The following is a 24,629-nucleotide window of genomic DNA, read 5'->3' as shown; positions in this document are numbered from 1 at the left end:
TATCCGTTTTGAATATTGTCGCTGGGGCCGAATTATCTGAATTGACCAAGGAAACGTAGGTCATTCTCAAAAAACAGACGCAAATCGTTAACGCCGTAACGCAACATCGCTAAGCGCTCAACGCCCATACCAAAGGCAAAACCGGTAAAGCGCTCAGTGTCGATATTTACATGCTCGAACACCTGAGGGTGGACCATGCCGCAGCCCATAATTTCCAGCCAGCCGGTTTGACTGCACACTCGGCAGCCCTCGCCGTTACACATCACGCACTCAATATCCACTTCCGCCGACGGCTCGGTAAAAGGGAAGTAAGACGGACGGAAACGCACATTCAATTCTTTTTCAAAGAAGCTACGTAAAAAGGCTTCGACCAAGCCTTTAAGATCGGCAAAGCTGGACTCTTCGCTGATCAACAGTCCTTCGACTTGGTGAAACATTGGGGTGTGGGTCAAATCAGAGTCGCAGCGGTATACGCGACCTGGGCAGATGACTTTTAACGGCGGCTCGCTACTTTCCATTACCCGCACCTGTACCGGCGAGGTGTGGGTACGCAAAACGGTGGATTCGTCGACGTAGAAGGTATCGTGCATCGCCCGCGCAGGATGGTGGGCAGGGATATTTAAGGCTTCAAAATTGTGATAGTCGTCTTCAATCTCGGGGCCTTCAACCACCTCAAAGCCGATGCTTTCGAAAAAGGCACTGATGCGCTCAATAGTGCGAGTTACCGGGTGCAATCCACCGGCTTGCTGACCGCGCCCAGAGAGGGTCACGTCAATTTTTTCAGCTTCAAGCCGTGCATTCACCGCCGCCAGATCCAGCAGCTGTTTGGCATCGGCAATCTGCGTTGACAGCGCTTCTTTCACGCGGTTGATCTCAGCGCCCGCAGCTGGACGCTCTTCAGCAGACAGCTTGCCAAGGCCCTTTAGCAGGGCCGTGATATGGCCTTTCTTGCCAAGATACTCAACCCGCACCTGATCTAAGGTTGGCGCGTCTGTGGCGGCACTAATTTTTGCCGCAGCTTCAGCCGCCAGCCCTTCTAGATTATCCATGCTGCGCTCCCAATCTCCGCGCTAACGCCCCGCCGCATTGCAGCGTGGCTAAATTTACTGTGTCAGAAACAAAATAGGGAAAGGGCACAAGCCCTTTCCCTATAGTAAAACAAAGCTATATGGCCGCTACGCAACGGCCTATCGCTTTTTAAGCTAAGGCTGTTTTCGCGCGTTCTACGATGACAGCAAAGGCTTCTTTGTCATGTACGGCCAAATCGGCCAATACGCGACGGTCTAAAGCGATATCTGCTTTCTTCAAACCAGCGATCAAACGGCTATAGCTCAGGCCATTAGCACGTGATCCAGCGTTAATACGCGTGATCCACAAAGCGCGGAAAACACGTTTCTTGGCACGACGGTCACGGTAAGCGTATTGACCCGCTTTAATTACCGCTTGTTTTGCAACACGGTAAATACGTGAACGGGCACCATAGTAACCCTTGGCTTGTTTCAGAATCTTTTTATGACGACGGTGTGCGGTCACACCACGTTTTACGCGGGGCATAGAATATTCCTCTTAATCTTGATGACGTTAATCAGATGGCGCGCAACATGCGGTCAACCAGAACTTTGTCCGACTTATGGACTGCACTGGTGCCACGTAGCTGACGCTTACGTTTGGTGGTCATCTTGGTCAAGATGTGGCTTTTATGAGCGCTTTTGCGCTTATAACCGCTACCGGTTTTCTTGAAGCGTTTTGCCGCCCCGCTGTGTACTTTCTGTTTTGGCATCGTTAGATACTCCGCATTCTTAATGTAAATTAAATCAAGTAGGCCCTAAGAGCTCACTACTTTTTCTTTTTCGGAGCAATGACCATGGTCAATTGACGACCTTCCATTTTCGGAAATTGTTCTACAGAACCGAATTCAGCAAGGTCTTCTTCAACCCGCTTCAACAGCTGCATACCCAATTCCTGGTGGGCCATCTCACGACCGCGGTAACGCAGGGTTACCTTGGCTTTATCTCCGTGTTCCAAGAAACGTGTCAGGTTGCGCAGTTTTACCTGATAGTCCCCATCTTCCGTACCCGGGCGGAATTTTACTTCCTTAACCTGAGTTCGAACTTGGTTTTTCCGAGCCGCAGCTTGCTGCTTTTTGGCCTCGAAAACATGCTTGCCGTAGTCCATGATCTTACAGACAATTGGGTCTGAATCAGTGATCTGAACTAAGTCCAATGTCGCTTCTTGCGCGGCTTTCAATGCTTCTGAAAGCGGGACAACGCCAACCTGGTTGCCCTCAGCGTCGATTAAGCGAACTTCATTGGCTTCAATTTCTTCGTTTATCGGCGCTCTTTTGCTGCGCCCTTTTGCGTTATCGCGTTTAATTGCTAGTTCTCCGAATTTGCGCGGCTGCGTTTAGCTACGCTGTCTGCGAGGAGTTTACTGAGGTCATTAATGGACACTGACCCCAAATCTTCGCCACTACGTGCACGTACCGAAACAGTCTGGGTTTCTACCTCTTTGTCACCAACGACAAAAAGGAAGGGGACCTTCTGAATTGTGTGCTCGCGGATTTTAAAGCCGATCTTCTCATTTCTCAAGTCCGCATCGACTCTAAAGCCACAATCTCTCAATAAATCTTGCACATTTGTCACATATTCGGCCTGATTGTCCGTAATATTACAAACCACAGCCTGAACTGGTGCCAGCCAGACCGGAAATGCGCCTTCGTAGTGTTCGATCAAAATACCAATAAATCGTTCAAAAGAACCCAAAATCGCTCGGTGTAACATCACGGGCGTTTGGCGCTGACCCGCCTCATCAACATATTGCGCGCCGAGACGGCCGGGCATCGAGAAATCGACCTGAATCGTACCCAACTGCCAAACCCGACCAATGCAATCTTTTAATGAAAATTCAATTTTAGGACCATAAAAAGCGCCTTCACCAGGCAACAGCTCCCAAGGCAGACCTTTACTGTCGAGCGCTAAAGCCAAGGCCTTTTCGGCGCGATCCCAATCCTCTTCACTACCAACCCGCTGCTCAGGACGCGTTGACAGGCGGTAAATCACCTCGGTAAAGCCAAAGTCCGCATAAACTTCGTGAAGAAAATCGATGAACGAGGCAACTTCCGGCTGAATTTGATTTTCAGTACAGAAAATATGCGCATCATCTTGGGTAAAGCCCCGCACCCGCATAATACCGTGCAACGAACCCGATGGTTCGTTGCGATGGCAGGAACCAAACTCAGCCAAGCGCAATGGCAAATCGCGGTAGCTGCGCAAGCCCTGATTAAACACTTGTACATGGCAGGGGCAGTTCATGGGCTTGACCGCAAACGTGCGCTCATCGGCACTCAAGGTGAACATACCATCGCTAAATTTATCAGCGTGACCCGACTTCTCCCACAGCGAGATATCCACCACTTGCGGTGTACGAATTTCCTGGTAATCATTTTTGCGCTGTTTGTCGCGCATATACTGCTCGATCGCCTGATATACGCTCCAGCCCTTAGGGTGCCAAAACACCATGCCCGGCGCCTCTTCCTGCATATGGAAGAGGTCGAGCTTTTTCGCCACTTTACGGTGATCACGCTTTTCCGCTTCAGCAATGCGGTTTAAATAGGCTTTCAGCGCTTTCTTATTGCCCCAGGCGGTGCCGTAAATACGCTGCAACATGGCATTGGCCTGATCACCACGCCAGTAGGCGCCAGCAACCTTGGTCAATTTAAAGGCATTTAATTTGCCAGTACTGGGTACGTGAGGACCACGACACAAGTCCATCCAGTCACCCTGCTGGTAAACAGAGATATCTTCATTGCCCGGCAGGTCTTTAATGATTTCGACTTTGTACTCTTCACCCAAATCGCTAAACGCCTTGACCGCCTCTTCGCGACTCATCACCTTGCGCGACACGGCCAAATCTGCAGAGGACAGCTCGGTCATCCGCGCTTCAATTTTCTCTAGGTCTTCTGGGGTGAAAGCGCGCTCGTAGGCAAAATCGTAATAGAAACCGTCTTCAATCACAGGACCAATAGTGACCTGCGCACCGGGAAACAGATCCTGTACCGCCATCGCCAGCAAATGCGCGGTGGAGTGGCGGATAATATCAACACCCTCTTCATCCCGCTCAGTAATAATACCCAGTTCGGCGTCGTCAGAAATCAAATAACTGGTGTCGACCAAGGTGCCGTTCACCCGACCAGCAAGCGCCGCCTTGGCGAGACCCGCGCCAATATCCATAGCAACATCGGCAACAGAAACAGGGTGTTCGAAAACGCGTTGACTCGCGTCGGGAAGGGTAATAACAGGCATAAGACTATCCTTTCAGTGGTGGCCCCTACCAAAGGTCACGTGACGTAAAAATACAGCGTAAAACTGCAGAGGGTTTAAGGCCGCTATTATGGCCATAGCGCCACCGCTTCGCAAGCCAAAAACCGCCGCAAATCAAGGACTCCCGAGTGCCGCCATTGAACTTAACAGGCCAACAGCTGACTTACAGTCGCTGCAGTGAGTGGCGAGACGCTGAACATGCATCTAAGCTAACTATCAATCTAAGCAGACCCACTTCGATTCAAGCGAGAACGATCAATGAAAAAAACACTATGTATCGCCGTATTTTGCGCATTTAGCCTGCAAGCCAACGCTGGCTTCTGGGACAGCCTAACAAGTATCTTTAGCCCACCAGAGCCAGCACCAACAGAAGAAAGTAAGCCAGCTAAGGCATCGCCCGCCGAGAAAACCGGCAGCATTACTACAACCACCACAAGCACAACGACAAGCAACGCATCGAGCAGCGAAGTAAGTATAAGCAGCAGCGTATCCCTTGACGCCAACACCGCCGCAGCGGCCAATCAAACCGCTACCAGCAGCATGATTCAAACAGGCATTCAACTACTGCCATTACTAAGCCAAACACTCGGCGTAAGCACATCACAAGCTACCGGCGGTATGGGCGCCTTGCTGCAGACCGCACAAAGCTTATTATCTGGAAATGACTTTAACGTAATCGCCAACGCCATTCCCGGTGCGAACGACCTTCTCAGCGCGGCCCCTGCGGTGAATGCCGTTATAAATGGCGGTATGCTTGATGGCGCAATGAAAATGGTCACCGACTCGAACCCATCCTTAAAAGCAGGCGCACAGCTCGTGTCCCAGTTTAAATCGCTAGGCATGGGCGCCGAGATGATTCCTAAGTTTTCTGATGTGGGCAGCAATTACCTGAAACAGAATGGCAATGCCGAGGCGAGTATTTTATTGGATGCGGCGATTTCTGGGGCGTTGTGATCGAGAGAGACTTGACGAGAGATGGGAGACGCTAAGGGCGAAAAAAACGTAAGCTCCATGATTCGTCGCTTTTGCGTTTTCCGTCTCCCGTCTAGCGTTTTGCTGTATCAGCTTGGCAGGGGCTAAAAAGAAATGTGCTTCGCCGGAAAGCTGGATTACTTTAAAAAAGCCTAAGGGCTTTTTTAAACCCCTACGGGGCTGCGCCGTTGGCTTGGTGTAAATCGCTCTCGCAATGAGTGATCAAAACTGGCTAGGGCCACTTTTGACCCTGCGGGCGACCTAAAGGTCGTCCAAATTGCTGGCGCAATTTGTCGAAGGGGTTCCTTCCGCACATAACCTACCAAACACAAAAAAGGCCCACTATTTAGCGGGCCTTTTTTATGTTTGGTAGGACTACCCAGATTCGAACTGGGGACCTCTACCATGTCAAGGTAGCGCTCTAACCAACTGAGCTATAGTCCTATAAAGGACGCGCATTATAGTCACGGTGTTTGTGTAGTTCAATAGTTAATACGGATTTCCTAGGTGGTAAAAAACCGTTGTTTAATTTCTGATAATTTATCGCGCACATTGGCTGCCGCTTCAAACTCGAGATTTTTAGCATGTTTTTGCATATCTTGCTCGAGCTTTTTAAGAAGCTTAGCCAACTCTGCTGTCGACATCACCGCTGCATCCTGCAAGTAATCTCCCGAGGGTTCAGCTACTTTACGATTGTCTTGGCGGTTGTGCTTCTTGCCTTTTGAACCAGGTATCGCGCCAGCGTCGAGAATATCCTCTACTGACTTTTTAACACCAACAGGGGTGATACCGTGCTTTAAGTTGTGGGCGATCTGTTTCTCGCGGCGACGATCGGTTTCGCCGATGGCCCGCTCCATTGAGCCGGTAATGCGGTCGCCATAGAGAATCGCCTTGCCATTAAGATTACGCGCTGCGCGACCAATGGTCTGGATTAGCGAGCGCTCGGAGCGCAAAAAGCCTTCTTTGTCAGCATCCAAAATCGCCACCAACGAGACCTCAGGCATATCCAAACCTTCACGCAACAGGTTAATACCTACCAGCACATCGAACTTACCCAAGCGCAGATCACGAATAATCTCCACCCGTTCCACGGTATCTATATCAGAATGCAAATAACGCACTCGAATACCGTGCTCATCTAAATACTCCGCCAAATCCTCTGCCATACGCTTGGTGAGCGTAGTTACCAATACCCGTTCACCGACGTCGGTGCGCTTAGTGATTTCAGAGAGCAAGTCATCGACCTGCGTTGTGGCAGGTCGCACTTCAATTTGCGGATCGATCAAACCGGTTGGCCGCACCACCTGCTCGACTGTACGCGCAGAGTGCTCTGCTTCGTAATTGCCCGGCGTGGCCGACACCATAATCATTTGCGGCACCAAGCGCTCCCACTCCTCAAAGCGCATGGGGCGATTATCCAGTGCCGATGGCAGGCGAAAACCGTATTGCACCAAGGTCTCTTTGCGTGAGCGGTCGCCCTTGTACATGGCCCCGATCTGAGGAATAGTCACATGAGACTCATCCACCACAACCAAGGCATCTTTAGGCAAGTAGTCAAACAAGGTCGGCGGCGCTGCGCCAGGCTCACGACCAGAAAGATAGCGCGAGTAGTTTTCTATACCATTGCAATAGCCCAGCTCGCGAATCATTTCAATATCATAGCGAGTGCGCTGCTCAAGACGCTGAGCTTCTACCAACAAATCATTCTCGCGAAGATGCTTCAGTCGCTCAAGCATTTCCTCTTCTATAAAATCCACCGCTTTAAGCAGAGTATCCCGAGGGGTCACATAATGGCTTTTGGGGTAAATCGTGACGCGTGGAAATTTCCCAAAAGACTCCCCTGTTAAGGGATCGAAACCAGTGATGGAATCAATTTCGTCATCAAACAACTCCACCCGCACCGCGTCTTTTTCGCTGTCGGCGGGAAAAATATCGATCACGTCGCCACGAACACGGTAGGTACCACGCTGAAAGGCAATATCATTGCGCGTGTATTGCAGCTCAGCCAAACGACGCAGCAACTGACGCTGGTCGATTCGCTCGCCCCGCACCAAATGCAAAATCATTTTGAAATACAGCTCGGGGTCACCCAAACCGTATATCGCCGACACCGAGGCAACAATAATCGCATCAGAGCGCTCCATCAGCGCCTTAGTCGCCGATAAGCGCATTTGCTCAATATGGTCGTTAATCGAAGCATCTTTTTCGATAAACGTGTCTGAAGCCGCAACATAGGCCTCCGGCTGATAGTAATCGTAATAAGACACGAAGTACTCAACCGCGTTATTGGGGAAGAATTCTTTAAACTCACCGTAGAGCTGGGCCGCCAAGGTCTTATTCGGCGCCATAACGATAGTCGGCCGCTGCAGCGACTCAATCACATTGGCAATGGTGAAGGTTTTACCTGAGCCCGTCACCCCGAGTAGGGTCTGGGCATGGAGCCCCGCGTTCACGCCCTCTATCAAGCCGGCAATCGCCGCAGGCTGATCGCCCGCTGGGGCGAATTTAGACACTACTTGAAAAGGTTTAGACATCCACCGGGCACTCGCTGCAGAAAACCACCCATAGTACCCCTCTACCTCCCCGCCCGCAAAGATGCTGCAAACTAGTCGTCACTTCGCGCTAAGCGGCGGAATTTGTTCAGAAAACCACCAATACAACTTTTTCTTCGACAAAGGGTTGACGCACTTAGGAAACCTCCTTAATATGCGCGTCCTCAGCTGTTGAAGCTGATCCGCCTTAGCTCAGTTGGTAGAGCAAATGACTGTTAATCATTGGGTCGCTGGTTCGAGCCCAGCAGGCGGAGCCAAACAAATAAAGGGCTTACCGAAAGGTAGGCCCTTTTTTGCTTCTGGATTGCCCACTATTAATATCCTCGTATCATCAACAATAAATACCTCACAGCCCCGCCCTATAAAAATGTCGCCGCGATAGAGCACACTCCGTAATTGCTACTTGTGAGCAAAATCAGCTCGGTGCACACTGAGTGATTAGTGACAAAGGAGAATGCCGTGGACGCCATTCTTACATGGATAAGTGACAACCCCAGCTACAGCCACTATTTGGTGCTTAGCCTCGCCTGCTTTGAGGCCGCGGTTGGGATAGGTCTATTTATACCCGGCGCAGTGCTACTAAGCGTCGCAGTGTTTCTTTACACACAGCAGCTTATTCGCATCGAAGAGTTACTCCCGCTCGCGTTTGCCGGTGCGGCTTTTGGCGACCAAAGTGGCTATTGGACTGGGCGCTGGATCGGCCCAGCATTCCACACAACCGCTTTTGCAGGACGAAATCGACAACACATTAATCGCACTGAAGCCTTAATTCGTCGTTACGGCTGGGGCGCTATTTTAATTGGGCGAATAATTCCCGCAATCCGGAGCATTGTTCCACTCATAACCGGCATCAGTGGCTACAGCGCTCTAAAATACATTCTTTTTGACTTGCTGGCCGTTGGCATCTGGACCTTATTACTGGGCTTGGCCGTGGTCGGCACTAGCGGCTTGTTTGCTAGCTGAACATTGCTAGCAGGCGACGAGATATATCGCGGGGCGCAAGCATAAATCATCAATACGGCGCCCGTGAATTTAAATCCTTATCTCCAGCATGTAGACACCGACCGAACCGGCCTACCCTTTCCCTACCAGTGGTAATTTGCTTGCAAGGCAATGCTCCGTGGCGCCTCTAAAAAGGCATAATGCCCTTTTGAGCCGAAGATCGTGTAGGAGGTAGGCGTGTCATTCGCGTAGGTGATAATGGTTTCGTTTGTCAGATTCTTACCGACTAAGGCAACATCCCAACGCTTATCCAAAGCGCCAATGCCAATACGGCCGTTCCACTTCACATAGCCATCTTGATCAACCACTGGGTCAAGGTTCTGCGAGGGATTGTAATCATCAGTAAAAATGGCATCCAGGCTAATACCTATACCAAGTGTATCGGTGAGCGGCGCTCGCCACGCCAACAACACATTTCCCGCCCAGTCAGCAACATACTGATTGGTTTTTCCAGAGTAATCACAATTGACGCCATCGGCCGCAGTCGGCGGCTGACCCGCAAGACACTGGCCATTTTGGTAGTCTTCGAACTCGAAATCCAACAAAGCCAGCGCACCCGCTAACATCAGCGACTCAGTGATTTGCCAGCGGCCATCCAACTCCACGCCCTGGGTAATAGCGCTTGCCGCATTACCCACATTAAACCCCAAGGTTCCATCAAAAACGCTAACCTGAAGGTTATCGTAACGCGTATTGAATAGCGCAACGTTCAGTTCAGCCGCGCCGTCGAACAGTGACATTTTTGCGCCCAGCTCTATACTTTCAGCCTCCTCTTCCTCGTATTCGAAAGTACCAATCAACACCGGCCTAGGATTCATATCAGCCGGCGCATTGGGATTTTGCGGCACCGGATCAGCACTCGGCGAGGCGTTGGAGCGCGCATCAAAACCACCGGACTTAAACCCCCTACTCCAAGTTAAATAAGTCATAATATCCGGGCTAAAGTCGAACTGCAGATTGATCGACGGTGAAAACTGCGACTCTTGCCGTTCGCCCTTAAGATCGTGACGCTCGGCCGCAAAACTGATAGCTGAAACGGTATCGGTCTCGCCAAAGGGACGCTCGCTGTAGTCTAGGTAGCCAAAACGGAATTTGCGGCTGCCCGTCTTTTTCTCGTAGGAATAGCGACCACCAAACGTCAAGCGCAAATCTTCACGCATATTCCACGTAGCTTGCATAAAGCCCGAGCCCAACATTGAATCGCTGTTAAAATTGCGCGGCGACGTCAAATTGGCGATCGCATTCCCCGCGTCACCAATACCAACGATCTCTTCTGGCGAGGTTGCCAGCGGATTAGGGTCACGATCGCCTCGCGCGCCACCTTCCGTTGCATCAGCCGCATTTAATAACTGCACGATAAGGTCTGAATCAACAATAATGCTATCGAAAAAATACAGCTCATTTTTCTGAAAATAAAGGCCGGCAATGTATTCCCAATCCCGACCAAGCGGCGACATCCAGCGAAACTCCTGGCTGATCTGCTCGTACTCTTCCTTCAGTACCAGCTTAAAGCCTTCCGCCGCGGTAAAATCACAATCACAAAGGTCATCATACTCATAGGCCACGTAGGCCGTGGTCGTCGTAAACAGGTGCTCATCACGTACCCAATCTGCGCTCAGGGTGAAGTTTAAAGTGTCATTGAAACTATAGTCGCCATTGGAGGAACGCTTGAAATCTTGATAGTTATTGCGCACGGAATCATGGCTATCAATAGCCAATACACCGGGCACTTGAGTGTCATCAGTGATCTCGGCATAAGTCCGTCCAGCAAATAGGGGGTTAGAGCTGTTCGACGCGCCGTCATCAATTATTTCTACCTGGCGGCCCAGAACGTCGAATGCCCCGACTTCTCCTTTCACCGTCACTGTTAAATCGTCAGCGGCGTCCCACACCAGCTTCAGGCGCAAGGTTTCTTCTTCGCTATGAGGCTCATTGCGGCCGAGGGTGAGATTCTCAACATAACCGCCAAATTCACGTTTGCGCGCCGAAAAACGTAAACCCACCGTATCGGAAACTGGGCCCGACAACATAAGATCAAAAACCTGTTCATCGTATTCCGGTTCGTATACGGCCGACACCATGCCTTCAAACTCATCACTGGGTCTAGCGGTAATAATACTAATAGCGCCAGCGATGCTGTTCTTACCATAGAGTATATTCTGCGGCCCGCGGAGTACTTCAACACGAGCAAGATCAAGAAAGGGCGCGCGAGCAAGTTGAGCCCGACCGTAGTAGACACCGTCAACATACATGCCAACCGACTGTTCAAAGCCCTGATTAATACCTGAACCAATACCACGAATATAAATAGCTGTACCAATGCCGTTCTCGGACATGGTTAGATTAGGCACATAAGCCTGAAGATCCTGAATCTTATTAAGCCCTGCCTCCATCATCTTCTCGCCCGACATAGCGCTGACCGACACCGGCACATCTTGGAGACTTTGCTCACGCAATTGCGCCGTAACAATAACCTCTTCTAGTACGGCGCCATGTAACGTCGACGGCAGAAAGAGCATAAAGCTACAACAGGCACTACTAAGAAATTTAGAGGTACAGCGCTTAAGCATAAGGACTCGGGATGCACATTTATTTTTATTGTATAGCAAGCAAAGCCAGTATAACGACACAATGCGGCAAATCAATGTATTAGTAGTGATTGTACTGAACCCCGCCCCAGCCAGTGCAGCCAAGTGACACAGTAATTCCATCGCCCGCATGCAGACTGAATCGAAGCCGCTTTATTTGAACAACACCCGACTTACCCACTTTTGGGGAGACTGGGCTATACTCACCGCTGACCACCCTTGTTATTATTGCGAATAAACCAATGCTGAATATACCCATATGGAAACCCAGAAGTGCCAATTTCAGTACAACTATAGGTATTGTGCTACTCAGCAGTGGTCTGACAATTCTACCAGCGCAGGCGGGTTCTGAATTTAGCAATGCCCACAAAAAAATCGAGCGAGCCATTGAAACTGCGGCGAGTAAAAGCCCAGTAGATGCAATGTGGCTTCGACACGACGCCTTATTGATTGCAGTCAACAAAGACAAAACTAAGGCCAAAAGCTACGCTAAAGGCGTTTGTGAATTCTTAGCGGAAAATGGCTTTGGGGCGCAGCACACAACCGTCGTCATTGCCGACCAAGCCATGCTACGTAAGCGCAATCAAGTCATAAAATTAAGCGAGCGACGCTGCGACTAAACCAAGGTTTGAAGTTTCAGCGCCTAAAGACCCCGCCTCAAAATGGCCAGACCAAGGGTACAATCAGAATAGTCGTCACCCCCACCAAAACAGTGAGCGGCACCCCAATTTTGAAGAAATCGCTAAAGCGGTAGTCGCCTGGGCCGTAGACCATAAGATTGGTCTGATAGCCAATAGGCGTCGCAAAGCTCGCTGAGGCCGCCATCATCAAGGTAACCGCAAAAGGCAACATGCTAACCTCAAGCTGCTGACTCGCCGCCAAGGCGATGGGAAATACAATCACCGCCGCAGCCAAATTTGAGATCACTGCTGAAAATAATGTAGTCACGACAAAGATGGCAATCAAGGTGGCCATTGGCGAACCCGCCGCCAGACCAACGATTTGACCTGCAATAACGGATGCCGCCCCGGTAGACTCTAGTGAGCCGCCGAGTGCTATCGACGCCGCAATCACCAGCAATATCTGCCAATCCACACTGCGCGTAGCATCAGCTGCGCGTATACAGCGCGTGGCGATCATCAGGCCCGCAGCAAGAAACGCGGCCTTGAGCATCGACAACCAACCAACTGCAACGACAACAACCATCACAGCCATGATAATACCCGCACGGAAACGATGCTCATGACGCACTGGCCGCGAGTTCTCTATTTCACTAACCAGCAGAAAATCCCGTGAATAGCGCTGGTTTGGCACAAAATCTTCATAGGCCTCCAGTAAGAGAGTATCACCTGGCTCAAGCTCGACGTCGCCGATACGGCCCTTGAGTTGCTCACCATTGCGGGAAATCGCGATAATCGCCGCACCGTAATTGTTCCGAAATTTCATATCCCGAACCATACGTCCCAAGTGAGGAAAGTTCGGTGAGATCACGACTTCGGCTAGGCAGCGCGATAAATTATTTTCCCCCAATTTAAAGGCCTGATCTTCAGCTAAACGCAGTCCGTGGAAATTTTTCAAATCCACCACTGAACGCACATCACCCGCAAAGATCAAGCGATCCCCCGCCATCAGGATTTCTTTGGGCGAGACCACCGTCATTAAGCGCTCGTCACGCACAATCTCAATGAGGAACATGGCGGGCAATTGCCGCAAACCAGCTTCCTCAATCGACTGGCCAATCATAGGGCTACTGTCGTCCACCATCATCTCGACAATATACTGACGGGTATCGCCAAAACGCTCAGCTTTTCCTTTGCTCGAAGGGAGCAAGCGACGGCTTGTTAAAATTGTAAAGCCAATAACCAAAAGAACACAGGGCAAGCCGACCCACGCCAGATCGAACATGCCTAGCGCTTGTTCTGGAAGCGAATGCAGCAACATACCGTTAACGACTAAATTGGTACTGGTGCCAATCAAGGTGCAGGTACCGCCGACAATAGCGGCGTAGCTAAGGGGAATCATCAGCTGAGAAACAGGCAAATTATTGCGCTTAGCCCAGTCCCGCACCGCAGGAATCATCATCGCCACAACGGGAGTGTTATTGAGAATCGTACTAAAGGCCGCCACTGGCGCCATTAGGCGAAGCTGGGCTACCCGCGCCGACTTTGGCCGGCCCAACATGCTGTGCGAAATCCAGCTGACCACACCGGTTTCAGAGAGCGCTTGAGCGACAATAAACAGCACGCCAACCGTGACCATCCCCTCATTCGACATCCCCGCTAAAGCCTCTTTTGGGGATAGCACCCCAAGCAAAAGCAAGACCACAACGCCACCGCATAAGATCATATCCGGCGGGCGACGACTAAATATTAAGGCCACTAAGCAGGCAGAAATCACCCCCAAAACAATCCATGCATCAACGCTGAACATCATTAAATTACATGTTCCCGTAGAAAGACTGGAAGCGATCAATAAAATTAGTGAGACTGGTCATTGGCAAGTCGTTAATACCCGCCGCTGCCGCTCGGCCGCCACCAGTGGCAAATTGCCGACAAAACTCATCAGCGTCGCGCTTATTATTTAAGGGTGCGCGAATACTGACTAGATAATTGCCATTTTGTTTTTCAGTGAGCACGGCGTGAGCACGATCAGGACTATCGTTGGCGAGGTCATTGCTATACACGCCACTCACCCTGCGCGCCCAGCGCTCGTCCGGCAGTATAAATACCGCCGTCGCCCTATCGCTGTGGGCCGCTGGCAATTCGCTAGCAGCGCGCATATCGTTTTTATAGCCTTCTTCAAGCTGAGAAAAAGTCTCCTTCGCCTCTAGAATAAAAGCACGCGGACTCGCGAAGGGAGCAATGCTGCGGTAGAGCGCTTCAGGATCAAAGTGCAAATCTTCAATGCTCGCGCCATAGCCATTATAATTAAGGTAGATTCCCAAATTCTCGAGCAGCTCTAATTCAGCAGCGCTGAGGTCAAGGGGCTTAGCCACTGCCACGGCGCTATTGCGCAAATTATCGCCAAAGGCGCCAACAACGGCCCACTCTGCAAATTGGCCCTTTAACATGCCATTTACCAATAAACTGGTACACACGTCAGACGCGGTATTGATGTGCGCAGTTAACTTAGGGTGCTGAGGAATATCGCCGGCAAAATGGTGATCAACGTAGGTTACCTCGGCGCCCGCCTCCAGCGCCGCCTTTAAACCCACGCGGTTTTTATCAAGCGACACGTCCAGTACCGTGAGCTGATCGCCCTCGCTAACCGTTACCCGATCTAATAAATCGATATCGCGTTTTACGCCGGTTACAAGACGACTCACCACCGGATTTGCATTGCGCAATTGCACCAGCGAACACAAACCGTCGGCATCGCCGTTAAACACATCTATATAGGCCACATTAACTTCCTTATTTTTAACAAGCCATTTAGCCGAATGCACTCTAGCTCAATAGCCCAATGATTGATTAATAGCCTTGAGGGCCGCTAAAGGGTTCGCGCTACGCGTAACCGGCCGCCCAATAACTAAATGACTACTGCCCATCGCCATCGCATCGGCTGGTGTCGCGACCCGTGTCTGGTCACCGAGTTCGCTACCGGCGGGACGTATCCCTGGCGTCACTAGCAGGAACTGATCTGAACTTTGAGCCCGCAATATTGGCGTCTCCTGCGCAGAGCAAACCACACCATCTAAACCACATTCAGCAGTCAGCGCCGCGAGCCGCGACACCTGGGCTGGCGCATCACCCGCCACGCCAATCGCCGCCAATTCATCACTATGCATCGACGTTAACACGGTGACAGCAATCAGCAAGGGCGCGTCTTTACCGTAGGGCAGCAAGGCCGTTTTGGCAGCTGACATCATTTTTGCGCCGCCACTGGCATGCACATTCACCATCCACACGCCGAGTTCGGCGGCAGCGGCCACTGCCGCGGCTGTGGTATTGGGAATATCGTGAAATTTTAAATCGAGAAATACTTCGAAGCCGCGCTGCTGTAGGCTTCTTACTATCTCTGGACCAAATAAGGTAAAAAGCTCTTTACCGACTTTTAGACGACACTGACTTGGATCCAACTGATCGACCAGCGCATCTAGTTCGGCACGCCTTGCAAAATCCAAGGCAATAATGACTGGGGAAAGTGGTGTTTTTGAACTCATAATATTTACTTAATCACCCTGGGTTCCGCGAATGGGCGTTATGGTACCCCACTGCTCACAACTGGGACACAACCAGTGCAACTTTTGACCGGAAAAGCCGCACTGTCGGCAGCGATAGGCCGGGCGCTCTGCCCGCAATTTCAGCAAAACCTCCTGCACCAGCTCCAGTGTTTGACCGCTTCCCGCCGTGGGCTGCTCAAGCACCTTTGTCAATAAGCCAAGGGTAGGACGCTGACGAGCTGCATCCAATAAATATTGAAGCGTTAACTCGCTGCCATCCTTGGCCGCCATCAAGTCAGCCGCCTCAATAATAAAGGCTGAGCTCTCGGTATTTTTAGCAATACCAAGCAAGGCATCTAAATAAGCGTCTCGCCCGCCAAAACGAGCAAAGGCCTCGCGAAACAAAGGCAACATTTCCGAGCTAAACGCCGCCTGCCTATCGATTGCGGTATGCAGTAAGTCCAGCGCCAGCTCGGGCTTGTGTTGTTTGAGTGCAATATTGGCCGACAGCATATAGGCGCGAACATTATCCCGGTCAAACTGCCGGGCGCTTTGCAGGGCCACTATCGCCTCTTTGTAATTGTGCTCGGCCAATAGCAACTGGGCTTTTTCGCAATAAAAATGACTTAAGGCGCGCTCAACTCGGCGATCCGCAGGCCCAGCAACCGGGGCCTTTTTCAACCAACTGCGGGGCGGCAAGCGGCGCAGCGCGACGGCTATAGCGTGATCCCACTCGCGTTCAGTCTGATAAATATGCTGCAAATGCTCTAAGGCATCAGCGCGAAACACCTCTGACTCATCGACCACATCTTTCAATAAGCGCTCAGCGCGATCTAACACACCCGCAGAAATATAATCTCGAGCCAGCTCTAGATGGACTTGGTGAAGTTTTTCTCGGGGTAGACTTGGTCGCGACAACAAATTTTGATGGACACGGATCGCGCCATCAACCTCACCTTTACTGCGCAGTAAATTACCGAGCGCTAAATGGGTAGGAAGTGTTTCAAGATTGACTGGCAAATCATTAATTACCGTCATCACCGCAGCATCGGGCTGTTCGCTGAGCAAGTAATTAAGACCTTTATAATACGAGCTACTGGTATCAGTGTCTTTTTTTTCAAACCGTGGCCGATAGCAATAACCCGCTAACCACCCCGCTGACACCGCGACCACAAAAAACCCAAACTGCAGTAACTCATTGCTCATTTAAACTCAGACACCCGCACCACGACTCTCCACGACCGCTTTACCGGGCTTGGCAGCCAACTGGCGGCGCAGGCTTAACCGGGACGCCTGAAGGCGCAATATGGCAATTGACGCAGCCAATAGACCGCATACGCCCCCAAAGAAGAACGCGAGTATTATCCATGTTGACAGACGTTGTGCAGGAAGCTCCGCAATCAGAACATTCAGCGGCACAAGCGCGTCGTTTTCTAGTGTAAAAAGCAAGCCAATGCCCAGCACCGCAAGCAGTAATACAATCACTAATATCGAACCTATGAGGCGCATCCAGTTTCATCCACACAAAAAAAAACGATATAGCCAAAGACCATACCGTTTCTTAAAAAATAACGCCAGCAGATACCGCAACTAAGCGCCCGATTGAATACTCAGGTTTACCCGCTCTCGCAATTCTTTACCAGGTTTGAAATGAGGAACATATTTACCAGGCAGCTCAACTGTATCACCGGTTTTTGGATTTCGCCCCATGCGAGGCTCCCGATAATGCAGCGAAAAACTGCCAAAGCCGCGTATTTCTATACGATCGCCAGTCGCCAAGACCTGAGACATATGCTCAATCATGGTTTTCACTGCCAACTCAATGTCCTTGTGAGACAGCTGAGGCTGGTGCTCTGCGATTAGTTCTATTAACTCGGATTTGGTCATTGCTTGTTCCCGTTGTCGCCAACATTCAAGCCTAGCTTAGCATTTTTTTGCATATAAGCCAGATAGTTACGCGCACTTATCACAATAAGTGCGCGTCACGCAGACCTTAGTCTTTGTTTTCCATCTGAGCTTTGATCAAGTCACCGATAGTGGTTGCAGGTGCAACGGTCTCAGTGTCCTTCTCACGCAGTGACTTAACTGCTTCTTTCTCGTCGTCAACGTCCTTGGCTTTAATAGACAAGGTCATTGCGCGGTTCTTGCGATCAACACTGATAATCTTAACTTCAACGGTCTCGCCCACTTTAAGGACGTTGCGCGCATCTTCAACTTTATCACGGCTGATTTCTGAGGCTTTCAGTACGCCTTCCACTTCTTCGCTCAACACGATGATAGCGGCTTTAGCGTCAACTTCTTTAACAACACCATTTACAATGGCGCCTTTGTCGTTTTCAGCAACGTAGTTAGAGAACGGGTCGTCTTCAAGCTGCTTAATGCCCAAAGAAATACGCTCGCGCTCAGGATCGATAGACAGGATTACCGTCTCGATCTCGTCGCCTTTCTTGAACTTACGCACGGCTTCTTCGCCAGTTTCGTTCCAAGAAATGTCTGACAAGTGAACCAGACCGTCGATGTTGCCGTCTAGACCGATGAAGATACCGAAGTCAGTGATCGACTTGATAGCGCCCTTGATCTTGTCGCCTTTAGTGAACTGGCCACCGAAAGCATCCCATGGGTTCTGCTGGCACTGTTTGATACCAAGAGAAATACGACGACGCTCTTCGTCGATATCCAGGATCATCACTTCTACTTCGTCGCCAACATTAACCACTTTAGAGGGGTGAATGTTTTTGTTGGTCCAATCCATTTCTGAAACGTGAACCAAACCTTCAACGCCTTCTTCGATTTCAGCGAAGCAGCCGTAGTCAGTCAGATTAGTAACCTTGGCTTTAACGCGTGAATTCTCTGGGTAACGGCCTTTGATAGCCACCCATGGATCTTCGCCAAGCTGTTTCAGACCCAATGATACGCGATTGCGCTCACGGTCGAACTTAAGAATACGAACGTCAATTTCGTCGCCAACATTCACGATCTCGCTTGGGTGCTTAATACGCTTCCAAGCCATATCGGTGATGTGCAACAGGCCGTCAATACCGCCCAGATCTACGAATGCGCCGTAGTCAGTCAGGTTCTTAACAATACCTTTAACAATCATGCCTTCTTGCAGAGATTCGAGTAGCGCTTCGCGCTCTTCGCTGTTTACGCTCTCAAGAACGGCGCGACGAGAAACAACAACGTTGTTGCGCTTCTGGTCCAGCTTAATGACTTTGAATTCGAGTTCTTTGCCTTCGAGGTGCGCAGTATCGCGAACCGGACGAACGTCAACCAATGAACCGGGCAGAAACGCGCGGATGCTGTTGATGTCGACAGTAAAACCACCTTTAACCTTGCCATTGATGATACCGATAACGGTTTCTTCAGCTTCATAGGCAGCTTCAAGAGTAGTCCATGCTTCAGCACGCTTGGCTTTTTCACGTGACAGTTTAGTTTCGCCGAAGCCGTCTTCTACCGACTCTAGAGCAACTTGAACTTCGTCACCAATTGCCAGAATGAACTCACCGCTTTCGCTAAGGAACTGCTCGCGAGGAATAACACCCTCAGATTTCAGTCCGGCGTGAACGGTAACCCAATCACTGTCAATATCGATAACAACACCGGTCACGATTGAACCGGGTTTCATATCAATGGTTTTTAAACTTTCTTCAAATAGATCAGCAAAGCTCTCGCTCATTAGTCATTACCTGAGTATTAATAGTGGCATCGCCACCGTATCGCCGCGTATCCAGCTTACACGGGTCAATTCATATTGCCCCAAAACAACGCCAGCTGGTATTTGCGCTGTCTGTGACGGTTTTTTGCCCGCTTTTACAAACTAGGCAGTCGAATCTTGGCTTCTGCCAACACCCGTTCGAACACTTCTTCTATTCCCAAACCACTGCTATCAAGCTGTATCGCGTCAGCAGCGGGCTTTAATGGAGCCAGTTCGCGCTCAGAATCTCGCTTATCTCGAGCCTGAATCTCCATTAAAAGGGTCGCGAGATTAACATTATCACCCTTTGATTTCAACTGCTTATAGCGGCGCTCGGCGCGTTCCTCGGCGCTGGCGGTTAAAAATATCTTGAGCGGCGCATCGGTAAACACCACTGTACCCATGTCGCGGCCGTCAGCCACAAGGCCAGGTAACTGCGCAAAATCGCGCTGGCGCTGCAACAAGGCATCCCGCACCGCTCCCAGAACAGCGACTTTTGAGGCGAGCAAACCCGTTTTCTCAGTGCGCAACTCACCACTCACGTCATCGCCTTCCAGCAACACCAAAGTCGGCTCGCCATCAGCGCCGGGCACAAACTGCACATCTAAATTTTTGGCCAGCTCTGCAACGGCCAGCTCGTCGTTTAGTGCTATACCGTGACGATCAGCTGCCATACCCGTTAAACGGTATAAAGCGCCACTGTCTAATAAGTGCCAGCCAAAATGACGCGCCAAGGTCTGACACAAAGTACCTTTGCCGGAACCGCTGGGGCCGTCGATGGCAATAATGGGAACATTACTCATGAGGCACTCTCAGCATCTACTTGCTCGATCTGCATCCCCAAGCTCGCCGCCAATTCAACGAAGTTCGGGAAGGAGGTCGCGACATTATCACAATCCTGTATCCGAATTGTTTTAGTCGCGCGCAGCGAGGCCACCGCAAAGGACATGGCAATACGGTGATCGTGATGGCTATTAACTGTTGCGCCGGTAATTTGACCGCCCTCGATGACAATACCATCTTCAGTCGGTACAGCCGAAATACCCATGGCCTGCAGACCATCGGCCATGACTTGAATACGGTCGCTCTCTTTAACACGTAACTCTTCGGCGCCGGTCAATACCGTGCGGCCTTCGGCGCAGGCTGCTGCGACGAAAAGTACTGGGAATTCATCTATCGCCAAAGGCACCTGATCTTCCGGGATATTAATACCCTTAAGCTTGGCATGGCGAATACGAATATCTGCCACTGGCTCGCCACCCACTTCGCGTTCGTTAAAGACAGTGATATCACCACCCATAGCGCGAAGAATATTGATGACGCCAACGCGGGTGGGGTTAATACCAACGTGCTCAAGGGTTAAATCGGCATTGGGGCAAATACTCGCCGCCACCATAAAGAAAGCTGCAGAGGAGATATCTGCAGGCACATCGATATGCACCGCTGACAAACGGCCGCCGCCCTGCAATGTGGCCACAGGGCCAGCGACGTGAACATCGTAGCCGAAACCGCGCAGCATGCGCTCGCTGTGATCTCGAGTGGGCGCTGGCTCCGTGGTGCGGGTTTGACCTTCCGCGTATAAGCCCGCCAGTAGCACACAGGATTTCACCTGGGCACTAGCCATGGGTAGCACGTAATCAATACCCTGTAATTTACTACCACCGCGCAGGGTTAACGGTGGACGTCCACCCTCACCCGTTTCGACCACCGCGCCCATTGCGCGCAACGGCGCAGCCACGCGCTCCATGGGTCGTTTACTCAGCGATACGTCACCAGTCATAGTGACATCAAAATTTTGACCAGCCAGTAAACCCGCCAGCAGGCGCATTGAGGTGCCGGAATTACCCACATACAAATCGCCAGCAGGCGCCTTTAAACCATCGCGTCCGACACCGTGAATCACCACGCGACCGTTTTCTGGCCCCTCAATTTGCACGCCCATGGCCTGAAACGCTTTAAGCGTAGACAGCGCATCTTCACCTTCAAGAAAACCGTCTACGGTGGTGATGCCGTCTGCAATAGCACCAAGCATAATAGAGCGGTGGGAAATAGATTTATCGCCGGGAACACGGGCTGTACCGCGCATCTGACCACCGGGCTGCAATAGGAATTCCACGATTAGAGTCTCTTTAATAAGCGAATTAAGATGAGGGCGATTTCTTTTGCCGACTGAGATACTGCCCTAGAAAGTGTTCGTCGCGAGCGCGCTTGGCGCGGTCAAAGGTCGCGTAAAGGGTGTCGCCATCGCCGCTGGCAATCGCCGCGCGGACCTTGTCTAAATGGGCACTAAAATCGTCTATGCCTTGCAATATCGCCTCTTTATTTGCTAAAGCAATATCGTGCCACATGGTCGGGTCACTGGAGGCAATACGGGTGAAATCGCGAAAACCACCTGCGGCAAAACGAAAAATATCCGCCGCCGAACCATTTTGAGCAAGCGCGTCCACAAGGGTATAGGCCAGCACATGAGGCAAATGACTGGTCGCCGCCAGCACCGCGTCGTGCTCGGCCACGTCCATGCACACTACTTCGGCGCCGCAAGCCTCCCACATCGCCTGTATCAGTGCGATGGCTGGCTCAGCGGTCGTCGACAAAGGCGTTAGAATTACACGGTGGTCTAAAAATAAATCGACGGTGGCCGCCTCCACGCCGCTCTGCTCAGACCCAGCAATGGGGTGCCCCATCACAAAATTAGCGGGCACCTCGCCAAATACGCGCTCAGCGGCGCGCTGCATATTGCCCTTAACACTGGCAACATCGGTGACGATCATCGACGGCGTCATTAACGGTGCCAGCTCAGCCAGTACTTTTTCAGCAATCAAAGTCGGCGTGGCAATAACCACCACATCGGCATTGGCGACGGCCTCTTTCATATCAAGAGTCCATGCGTCGATCACCCCAAGCGCCAAACCTTTTTCTAAGGAGGCTGCGCGGCGTCCCGTCGCGACCACCTCACCCACCGAGCCCTGCGCTTTCAGCGCACGGGCCAGTGAACCGCCCATCAGTCCAAGACCGACAATGGCGAGTTTATTGATATAAAACTTAGACACTCAACACCTTTTTCAGCGCAGCAAGAAAGCGCTGATTCTCGTGTTCAAGACCAATCGACACCCGCAAGTGTTTGGGCATTTGATACACACCAACAGGCCGTACAATGACGCCCTCGCGCAATAGCGCCTGATAAACCGGCATGGCGTCACCCGCCAACTCAATAGCGACAAAATTACCCAACGAGGGAATATACGCTAAACCTAGCGAATCCAAACCCTGACATAGCTGCTGCATACCATCCCGATTGACCTGCTGACTACGCTGCAAATAATCGTCGTCGTCGAGCACCGCTACCGCGGCAGCTAAGGCGGGAACACTGACATTAAAAGGCGCTCGCACACGATTCAGTAAATCGGCGGTTTCAGCGCTGCTTATGCCATAGCCAATGCGCAAACCCGCTAGGCCATAGGCTTTAGAAAAGGTACGAGTGACAATAATATTGGCATAAGTTTTTAAAAAATCGAGGCCATCAGGAAAGTCATCAGCACCGGCAAATTCAATATAGGCCTCATCAAGCACCACCATCACATGGTCTGGCACTTTGGCGAGAAACGCCGACAGTTCTTCGCGATTTAAGTAATTGCCAGTGGGGTTATTAGGGTTGGCAATAAACACCACACGAGTATCAGCTTCAATTGCCGCCGCCATGGCATCAAGGTCGTGACCCCAGTTTTTAGCAGGGGTAACAATCGCGCGAGCGCCCACGGCCTGCACGGCAATGGGGTAAACAATAAAGGCGTGCTGGGAAAAGACGGCTGAGCGGCCTGGCCCAAGAAAGGTCCTGGCAATGAGATCAAGTACATCATTAGAGCCATTACCAAGGGTGAACTGCTGCTCGCTCACACCCAATTTTGCCGCTAACTTTTTCTTGAGTTCAAAGCCACTCGCGTCAGGGTATAAATGCAACTGCTTTAACGCGTGCTGAGCCGCGGCCAAGGCCAGTGGCGACGGGCCTAGCGGATTTTCATTACTCGCTAGTTTGACCACATCACTCAGGCCTAGCTCGCGCTGCAATTCCTCAATCGGCTTGCCCGGCTGGTAGGGCTGTAAACCACGCACACCGGCATTCGCCAGCGCAAATACATCGCAACTCACTATTCAGTTACCTTCCGCATTAGGGCTAGGGGCAAACACATAACTAAAGCGCCGCCTTGGGGTAAGAACCCAAGACTTTAAACATAATGGAATGCTGCTCAATGGTATTGAGAATATCGATAATTTTCGGGTCTTCACGGTGACCTTCAAACTCAATAAAGAACACATAGGTCCAAGTTTCGCTGCGCGAGGGCCGCGTATCAATACGAGTCAGCATAACATCGGCTTTTTGAAAGGGCTCAAGTAACTTAAACAAGGCACCGGGCCGATTGCGAGCAGAGACCACCAAAGAGGTTTTGTCACGACCACTGGGCGACACATTCTCGCGGCCAATAATAAGAAAGCGGGTGGTATTGTCGGGCTGATCTTCGATGTTGCCTGCCAAGCGCTGCAAGCCGTATTGGCTTTCCGCTAAATCCCCCGCTATCGCAGCGACGCCCTCCTCCTCTGCCGCCATTCTCGCGGCTTCGCCATTACTGCTTACTGCAGCGCGCTCAATACCGGGGAAATTCGCATCCAACCAACGGCGGCTTTGCGCCAAAGCCTGTTGGTGAGCACAGATACGCTTTATTTCTTTGCCAGAGGTTTGACTGCTTACCAAGAGGTGCAGGCGAATTCGCAGTTCAACTTCACCGCAAATCTTTAGTGGCGAATTAATAAAGGCATCCAAGGTATGGGAAACCATACCCTCGGTAGAGTTCTCTACTGGCACCACACCGTAGTGACACTGCCCAGATTCTACCTTAGCAAACACGCCATCAATGGACGCCTGAGGCAAACTGATCACCGCGTGCCCAAAGTGCTTTAGTGCGGCCGCTTGGGTAAAGGTGCCGCCGGGGCCGAGGTAAGCTACTTCCATCGGCTTTTCCAGTGCCAAACATGCCGACATAATTTCGCGAAAGATAAACGCCACGGTATCGTCAGCCAGCGGGCCATTATTCGCCGCCTTTACTCGCTCTAAAACCTGGGCCTCGCGCTCGGGCCGATAAAATAATAACTGTTGCGAGCTATTACTGTCGCCACTGGACTCAAACTGCTGGGCCGCCGTGAATTCTGCCAATTTAACCTCAGCCACTTGCTGGGCACAGCGGGCGCGTCTATTCAATAATTCGTGTATCTGGGTATCGATGCTATCGATATCCTGACGCAGGGTATTGAGATCTACTGGCGACGTTTTGCTTTCACTCATAGTAA

The 24,629-nt window shown here is 51.1% G+C and carries 22 protein-coding genes and 2 tRNA genes; 4 read left to right on the top strand and 20 right to left on the bottom strand.

The window, feature by feature from the left end:
• Nucleotides 1-32: 32 nt before the first annotated feature.
• From pheS to thrS, 5 genes are all read right to left on the bottom strand, one after another.
• Nucleotides 33-1,049 carry a phenylalanine--tRNA ligase subunit alpha gene (gene pheS / locus HNQ57_RS07110; RefSeq protein ID WP_184461920.1) on the bottom strand — a complete coding sequence of 339 codons (1,017 nt, stop codon included), beginning with the start codon at nt 1,047-1,049 and terminating at the stop codon, nt 33-35.
• A 148-nt stretch (nt 1,050-1,197) separates the two neighbouring features.
• A complete protein-coding gene (rplT, locus tag HNQ57_RS07105) occupies nt 1,198-1,554 on the bottom strand; it encodes a 50S ribosomal protein L20 (protein ID WP_008247192.1) in 357 nt (118 codons plus the stop codon).
• A 31-nt stretch (nt 1,555-1,585) separates the two neighbouring features.
• Nucleotides 1,586-1,780: a 50S ribosomal protein L35 gene (gene rpmI, locus HNQ57_RS07100; RefSeq protein ID WP_008247190.1), complete on the bottom strand. Its 195-nt coding sequence runs from the start codon at nt 1,778-1,780 to the stop codon at nt 1,586-1,588.
• A 56-nt stretch (nt 1,781-1,836) separates the two neighbouring features.
• The gene (infC, locus tag HNQ57_RS07095) at nt 1,837-2,373 is read right to left on the bottom strand and encodes a translation initiation factor IF-3 (RefSeq protein ID WP_184461958.1); all 537 of its coding nucleotides are present in this window, start codon (nt 2,371-2,373) and stop codon (nt 1,837-1,839) included.
• 2 nt (nt 2,374-2,375) lie between these two features.
• Nucleotides 2,376-4,301, bottom strand: a complete 1,926-nt coding sequence (gene thrS, locus HNQ57_RS07090) for a threonine--tRNA ligase (protein ID WP_184461919.1) — start codon at nt 4,299-4,301, stop codon at nt 2,376-2,378.
• Nucleotides 4,302-4,577: 276 nt separating this feature from the next.
• Between thrS and HNQ57_RS07085 the strand changes: the two genes are divergently transcribed.
• The gene (locus HNQ57_RS07085) at nt 4,578-5,273 is read left to right on the top strand and encodes a DUF2780 domain-containing protein (protein WP_184461917.1); all 696 of its coding nucleotides are present in this window, start codon (nt 4,578-4,580) and stop codon (nt 5,271-5,273) included.
• A gap of 385 nt (nt 5,274-5,658) precedes the next feature.
• Here HNQ57_RS07085 and HNQ57_RS07080 read toward each other — a convergent pair.
• Nucleotides 5,659-5,735, bottom strand: a tRNA-Val gene (locus tag HNQ57_RS07080).
• 59 nt (nt 5,736-5,794) lie between these two features.
• Nucleotides 5,795-7,825, bottom strand: a complete 2,031-nt coding sequence (gene uvrB / locus HNQ57_RS07075; protein WP_184461916.1) for an excinuclease ABC subunit UvrB — start codon at nt 7,823-7,825, stop codon at nt 5,795-5,797.
• A gap of 199 nt (nt 7,826-8,024) precedes the next feature.
• Between uvrB and HNQ57_RS07070 the strand changes: the two genes are divergently transcribed.
• Nucleotides 8,025-8,100 (top strand) — tRNA-Asn (locus HNQ57_RS07070).
• 202 nt (nt 8,101-8,302) lie between these two features.
• A complete protein-coding gene (locus HNQ57_RS07065; RefSeq protein ID WP_184461913.1) occupies nt 8,303-8,806 on the top strand; it encodes a DedA family protein in 504 nt (167 codons plus the stop codon).
• A 122-nt stretch (nt 8,807-8,928) separates the two neighbouring features.
• On the opposite strand, the gene HNQ57_RS07060 is transcribed toward HNQ57_RS07065, so the two are convergent.
• The gene (locus HNQ57_RS07060) at nt 8,929-11,415 is read right to left on the bottom strand and encodes a TonB-dependent receptor (protein WP_184461911.1); all 2,487 of its coding nucleotides are present in this window, start codon (nt 11,413-11,415) and stop codon (nt 8,929-8,931) included.
• Between the two features lie 260 nt (nt 11,416-11,675).
• Here HNQ57_RS07060 and HNQ57_RS07055 point away from each other — a divergent pair, with 260 nt between their 5' ends.
• Nucleotides 11,676-12,053 carry a hypothetical protein gene (locus HNQ57_RS07055; protein ID WP_184461909.1) on the top strand — a complete coding sequence of 126 codons (378 nt, stop codon included), beginning with the start codon at nt 11,676-11,678 and terminating at the stop codon, nt 12,051-12,053.
• A 37-nt stretch (nt 12,054-12,090) separates the two neighbouring features.
• Here HNQ57_RS07055 and HNQ57_RS07050 read toward each other — a convergent pair whose 3' ends face one another.
• The 12 genes from HNQ57_RS07050 to pheA all read right to left on the bottom strand — a co-directional run bounded on the left by HNQ57_RS07050 (nt 12,091) and on the right by pheA (nt 24,624).
• A complete protein-coding gene (locus HNQ57_RS07050) occupies nt 12,091-13,866 on the bottom strand; it encodes an SLC13 family permease (protein WP_184461908.1) in 1,776 nt (591 codons plus the stop codon).
• Nucleotides 13,867-13,870: 4 nt separating this feature from the next.
• Complete coding sequence (locus HNQ57_RS07045) at nt 13,871-14,836, bottom strand: DHH family phosphoesterase (protein WP_184461906.1); 966 nt, start codon at nt 14,834-14,836, stop codon at nt 13,871-13,873.
• Between the two features lie 48 nt (nt 14,837-14,884).
• Nucleotides 14,885-15,595 carry an orotidine-5'-phosphate decarboxylase gene (pyrF, locus tag HNQ57_RS07040; RefSeq protein ID WP_184461904.1) on the bottom strand — a complete coding sequence of 237 codons (711 nt, stop codon included), beginning with the start codon at nt 15,593-15,595 and terminating at the stop codon, nt 14,885-14,887.
• Nucleotides 15,596-15,604: 9 nt separating this feature from the next.
• The gene (locus HNQ57_RS07035) at nt 15,605-16,801 is read right to left on the bottom strand and encodes a tetratricopeptide repeat protein (RefSeq protein WP_184461902.1); all 1,197 of its coding nucleotides are present in this window, start codon (nt 16,799-16,801) and stop codon (nt 15,605-15,607) included.
• Nucleotides 16,802-16,807: 6 nt separating this feature from the next.
• Entirely contained in the window at nt 16,808-17,104 is a 297-nt protein-coding gene (locus HNQ57_RS07030) for a LapA family protein (protein WP_184461900.1), read from the bottom strand.
• Nucleotides 17,105-17,185: 81 nt separating this feature from the next.
• Nucleotides 17,186-17,482: an integration host factor subunit beta gene (gene ihfB, locus HNQ57_RS07025; RefSeq protein ID WP_008247153.1), complete on the bottom strand. Its 297-nt coding sequence runs from the start codon at nt 17,480-17,482 to the stop codon at nt 17,186-17,188.
• Nucleotides 17,483-17,588: 106 nt separating this feature from the next.
• Nucleotides 17,589-19,271, bottom strand: coding sequence for a 30S ribosomal protein S1 (gene rpsA, locus HNQ57_RS07020; RefSeq protein WP_008247152.1), 1,683 nt, complete (start codon nt 19,269-19,271; stop codon nt 17,589-17,591).
• A gap of 134 nt (nt 19,272-19,405) precedes the next feature.
• Nucleotides 19,406-20,092, bottom strand: coding sequence for a (d)CMP kinase (gene cmk / locus HNQ57_RS07015; protein ID WP_184461898.1), 687 nt, complete (start codon nt 20,090-20,092; stop codon nt 19,406-19,408).
• A complete protein-coding gene (gene aroA / locus HNQ57_RS17855; protein WP_226968203.1) occupies nt 20,089-21,405 on the bottom strand; it encodes a 3-phosphoshikimate 1-carboxyvinyltransferase in 1,317 nt (438 codons plus the stop codon). The genes cmk and aroA overlap by 4 nt, the downstream gene beginning before the upstream one ends.
• Before the next feature lie 25 nt (nt 21,406-21,430).
• Nucleotides 21,431-22,339, bottom strand: a complete 909-nt coding sequence (locus tag HNQ57_RS17850) for a prephenate dehydrogenase/arogenate dehydrogenase family protein (RefSeq protein ID WP_226968204.1) — start codon at nt 22,337-22,339, stop codon at nt 21,431-21,433.
• Nucleotides 22,332-23,435 (bottom strand): histidinol-phosphate transaminase, encoded by a 1,104-nt coding sequence (gene hisC / locus HNQ57_RS07005; RefSeq protein ID WP_184461896.1) that lies wholly within the window; start codon nt 23,433-23,435, stop codon nt 22,332-22,334. Before hisC ends, HNQ57_RS17850 begins: the two co-directional genes overlap by 8 nt.
• A 43-nt stretch (nt 23,436-23,478) precedes the next feature.
• Nucleotides 23,479-24,624 carry a prephenate dehydratase gene (gene pheA, locus HNQ57_RS07000; RefSeq protein WP_184461894.1) on the bottom strand — a complete coding sequence of 382 codons (1,146 nt, stop codon included), beginning with the start codon at nt 24,622-24,624 and terminating at the stop codon, nt 23,479-23,481.
• Nucleotides 24,625-24,629: the final 5 nt, after the last annotated feature.

This window comes from Zhongshania antarctica, from assembly GCF_014202945.1.
In the GTDB taxonomy this organism is placed as follows: Bacteria; Pseudomonadota; Gammaproteobacteria; order Pseudomonadales; family Spongiibacteraceae; genus Spongiibacter; species Spongiibacter antarcticus.
The sequence above is the reverse complement of the archived record's forward strand: the minus strand, read 5'-3'. Positions and strand labels throughout refer to the sequence as shown.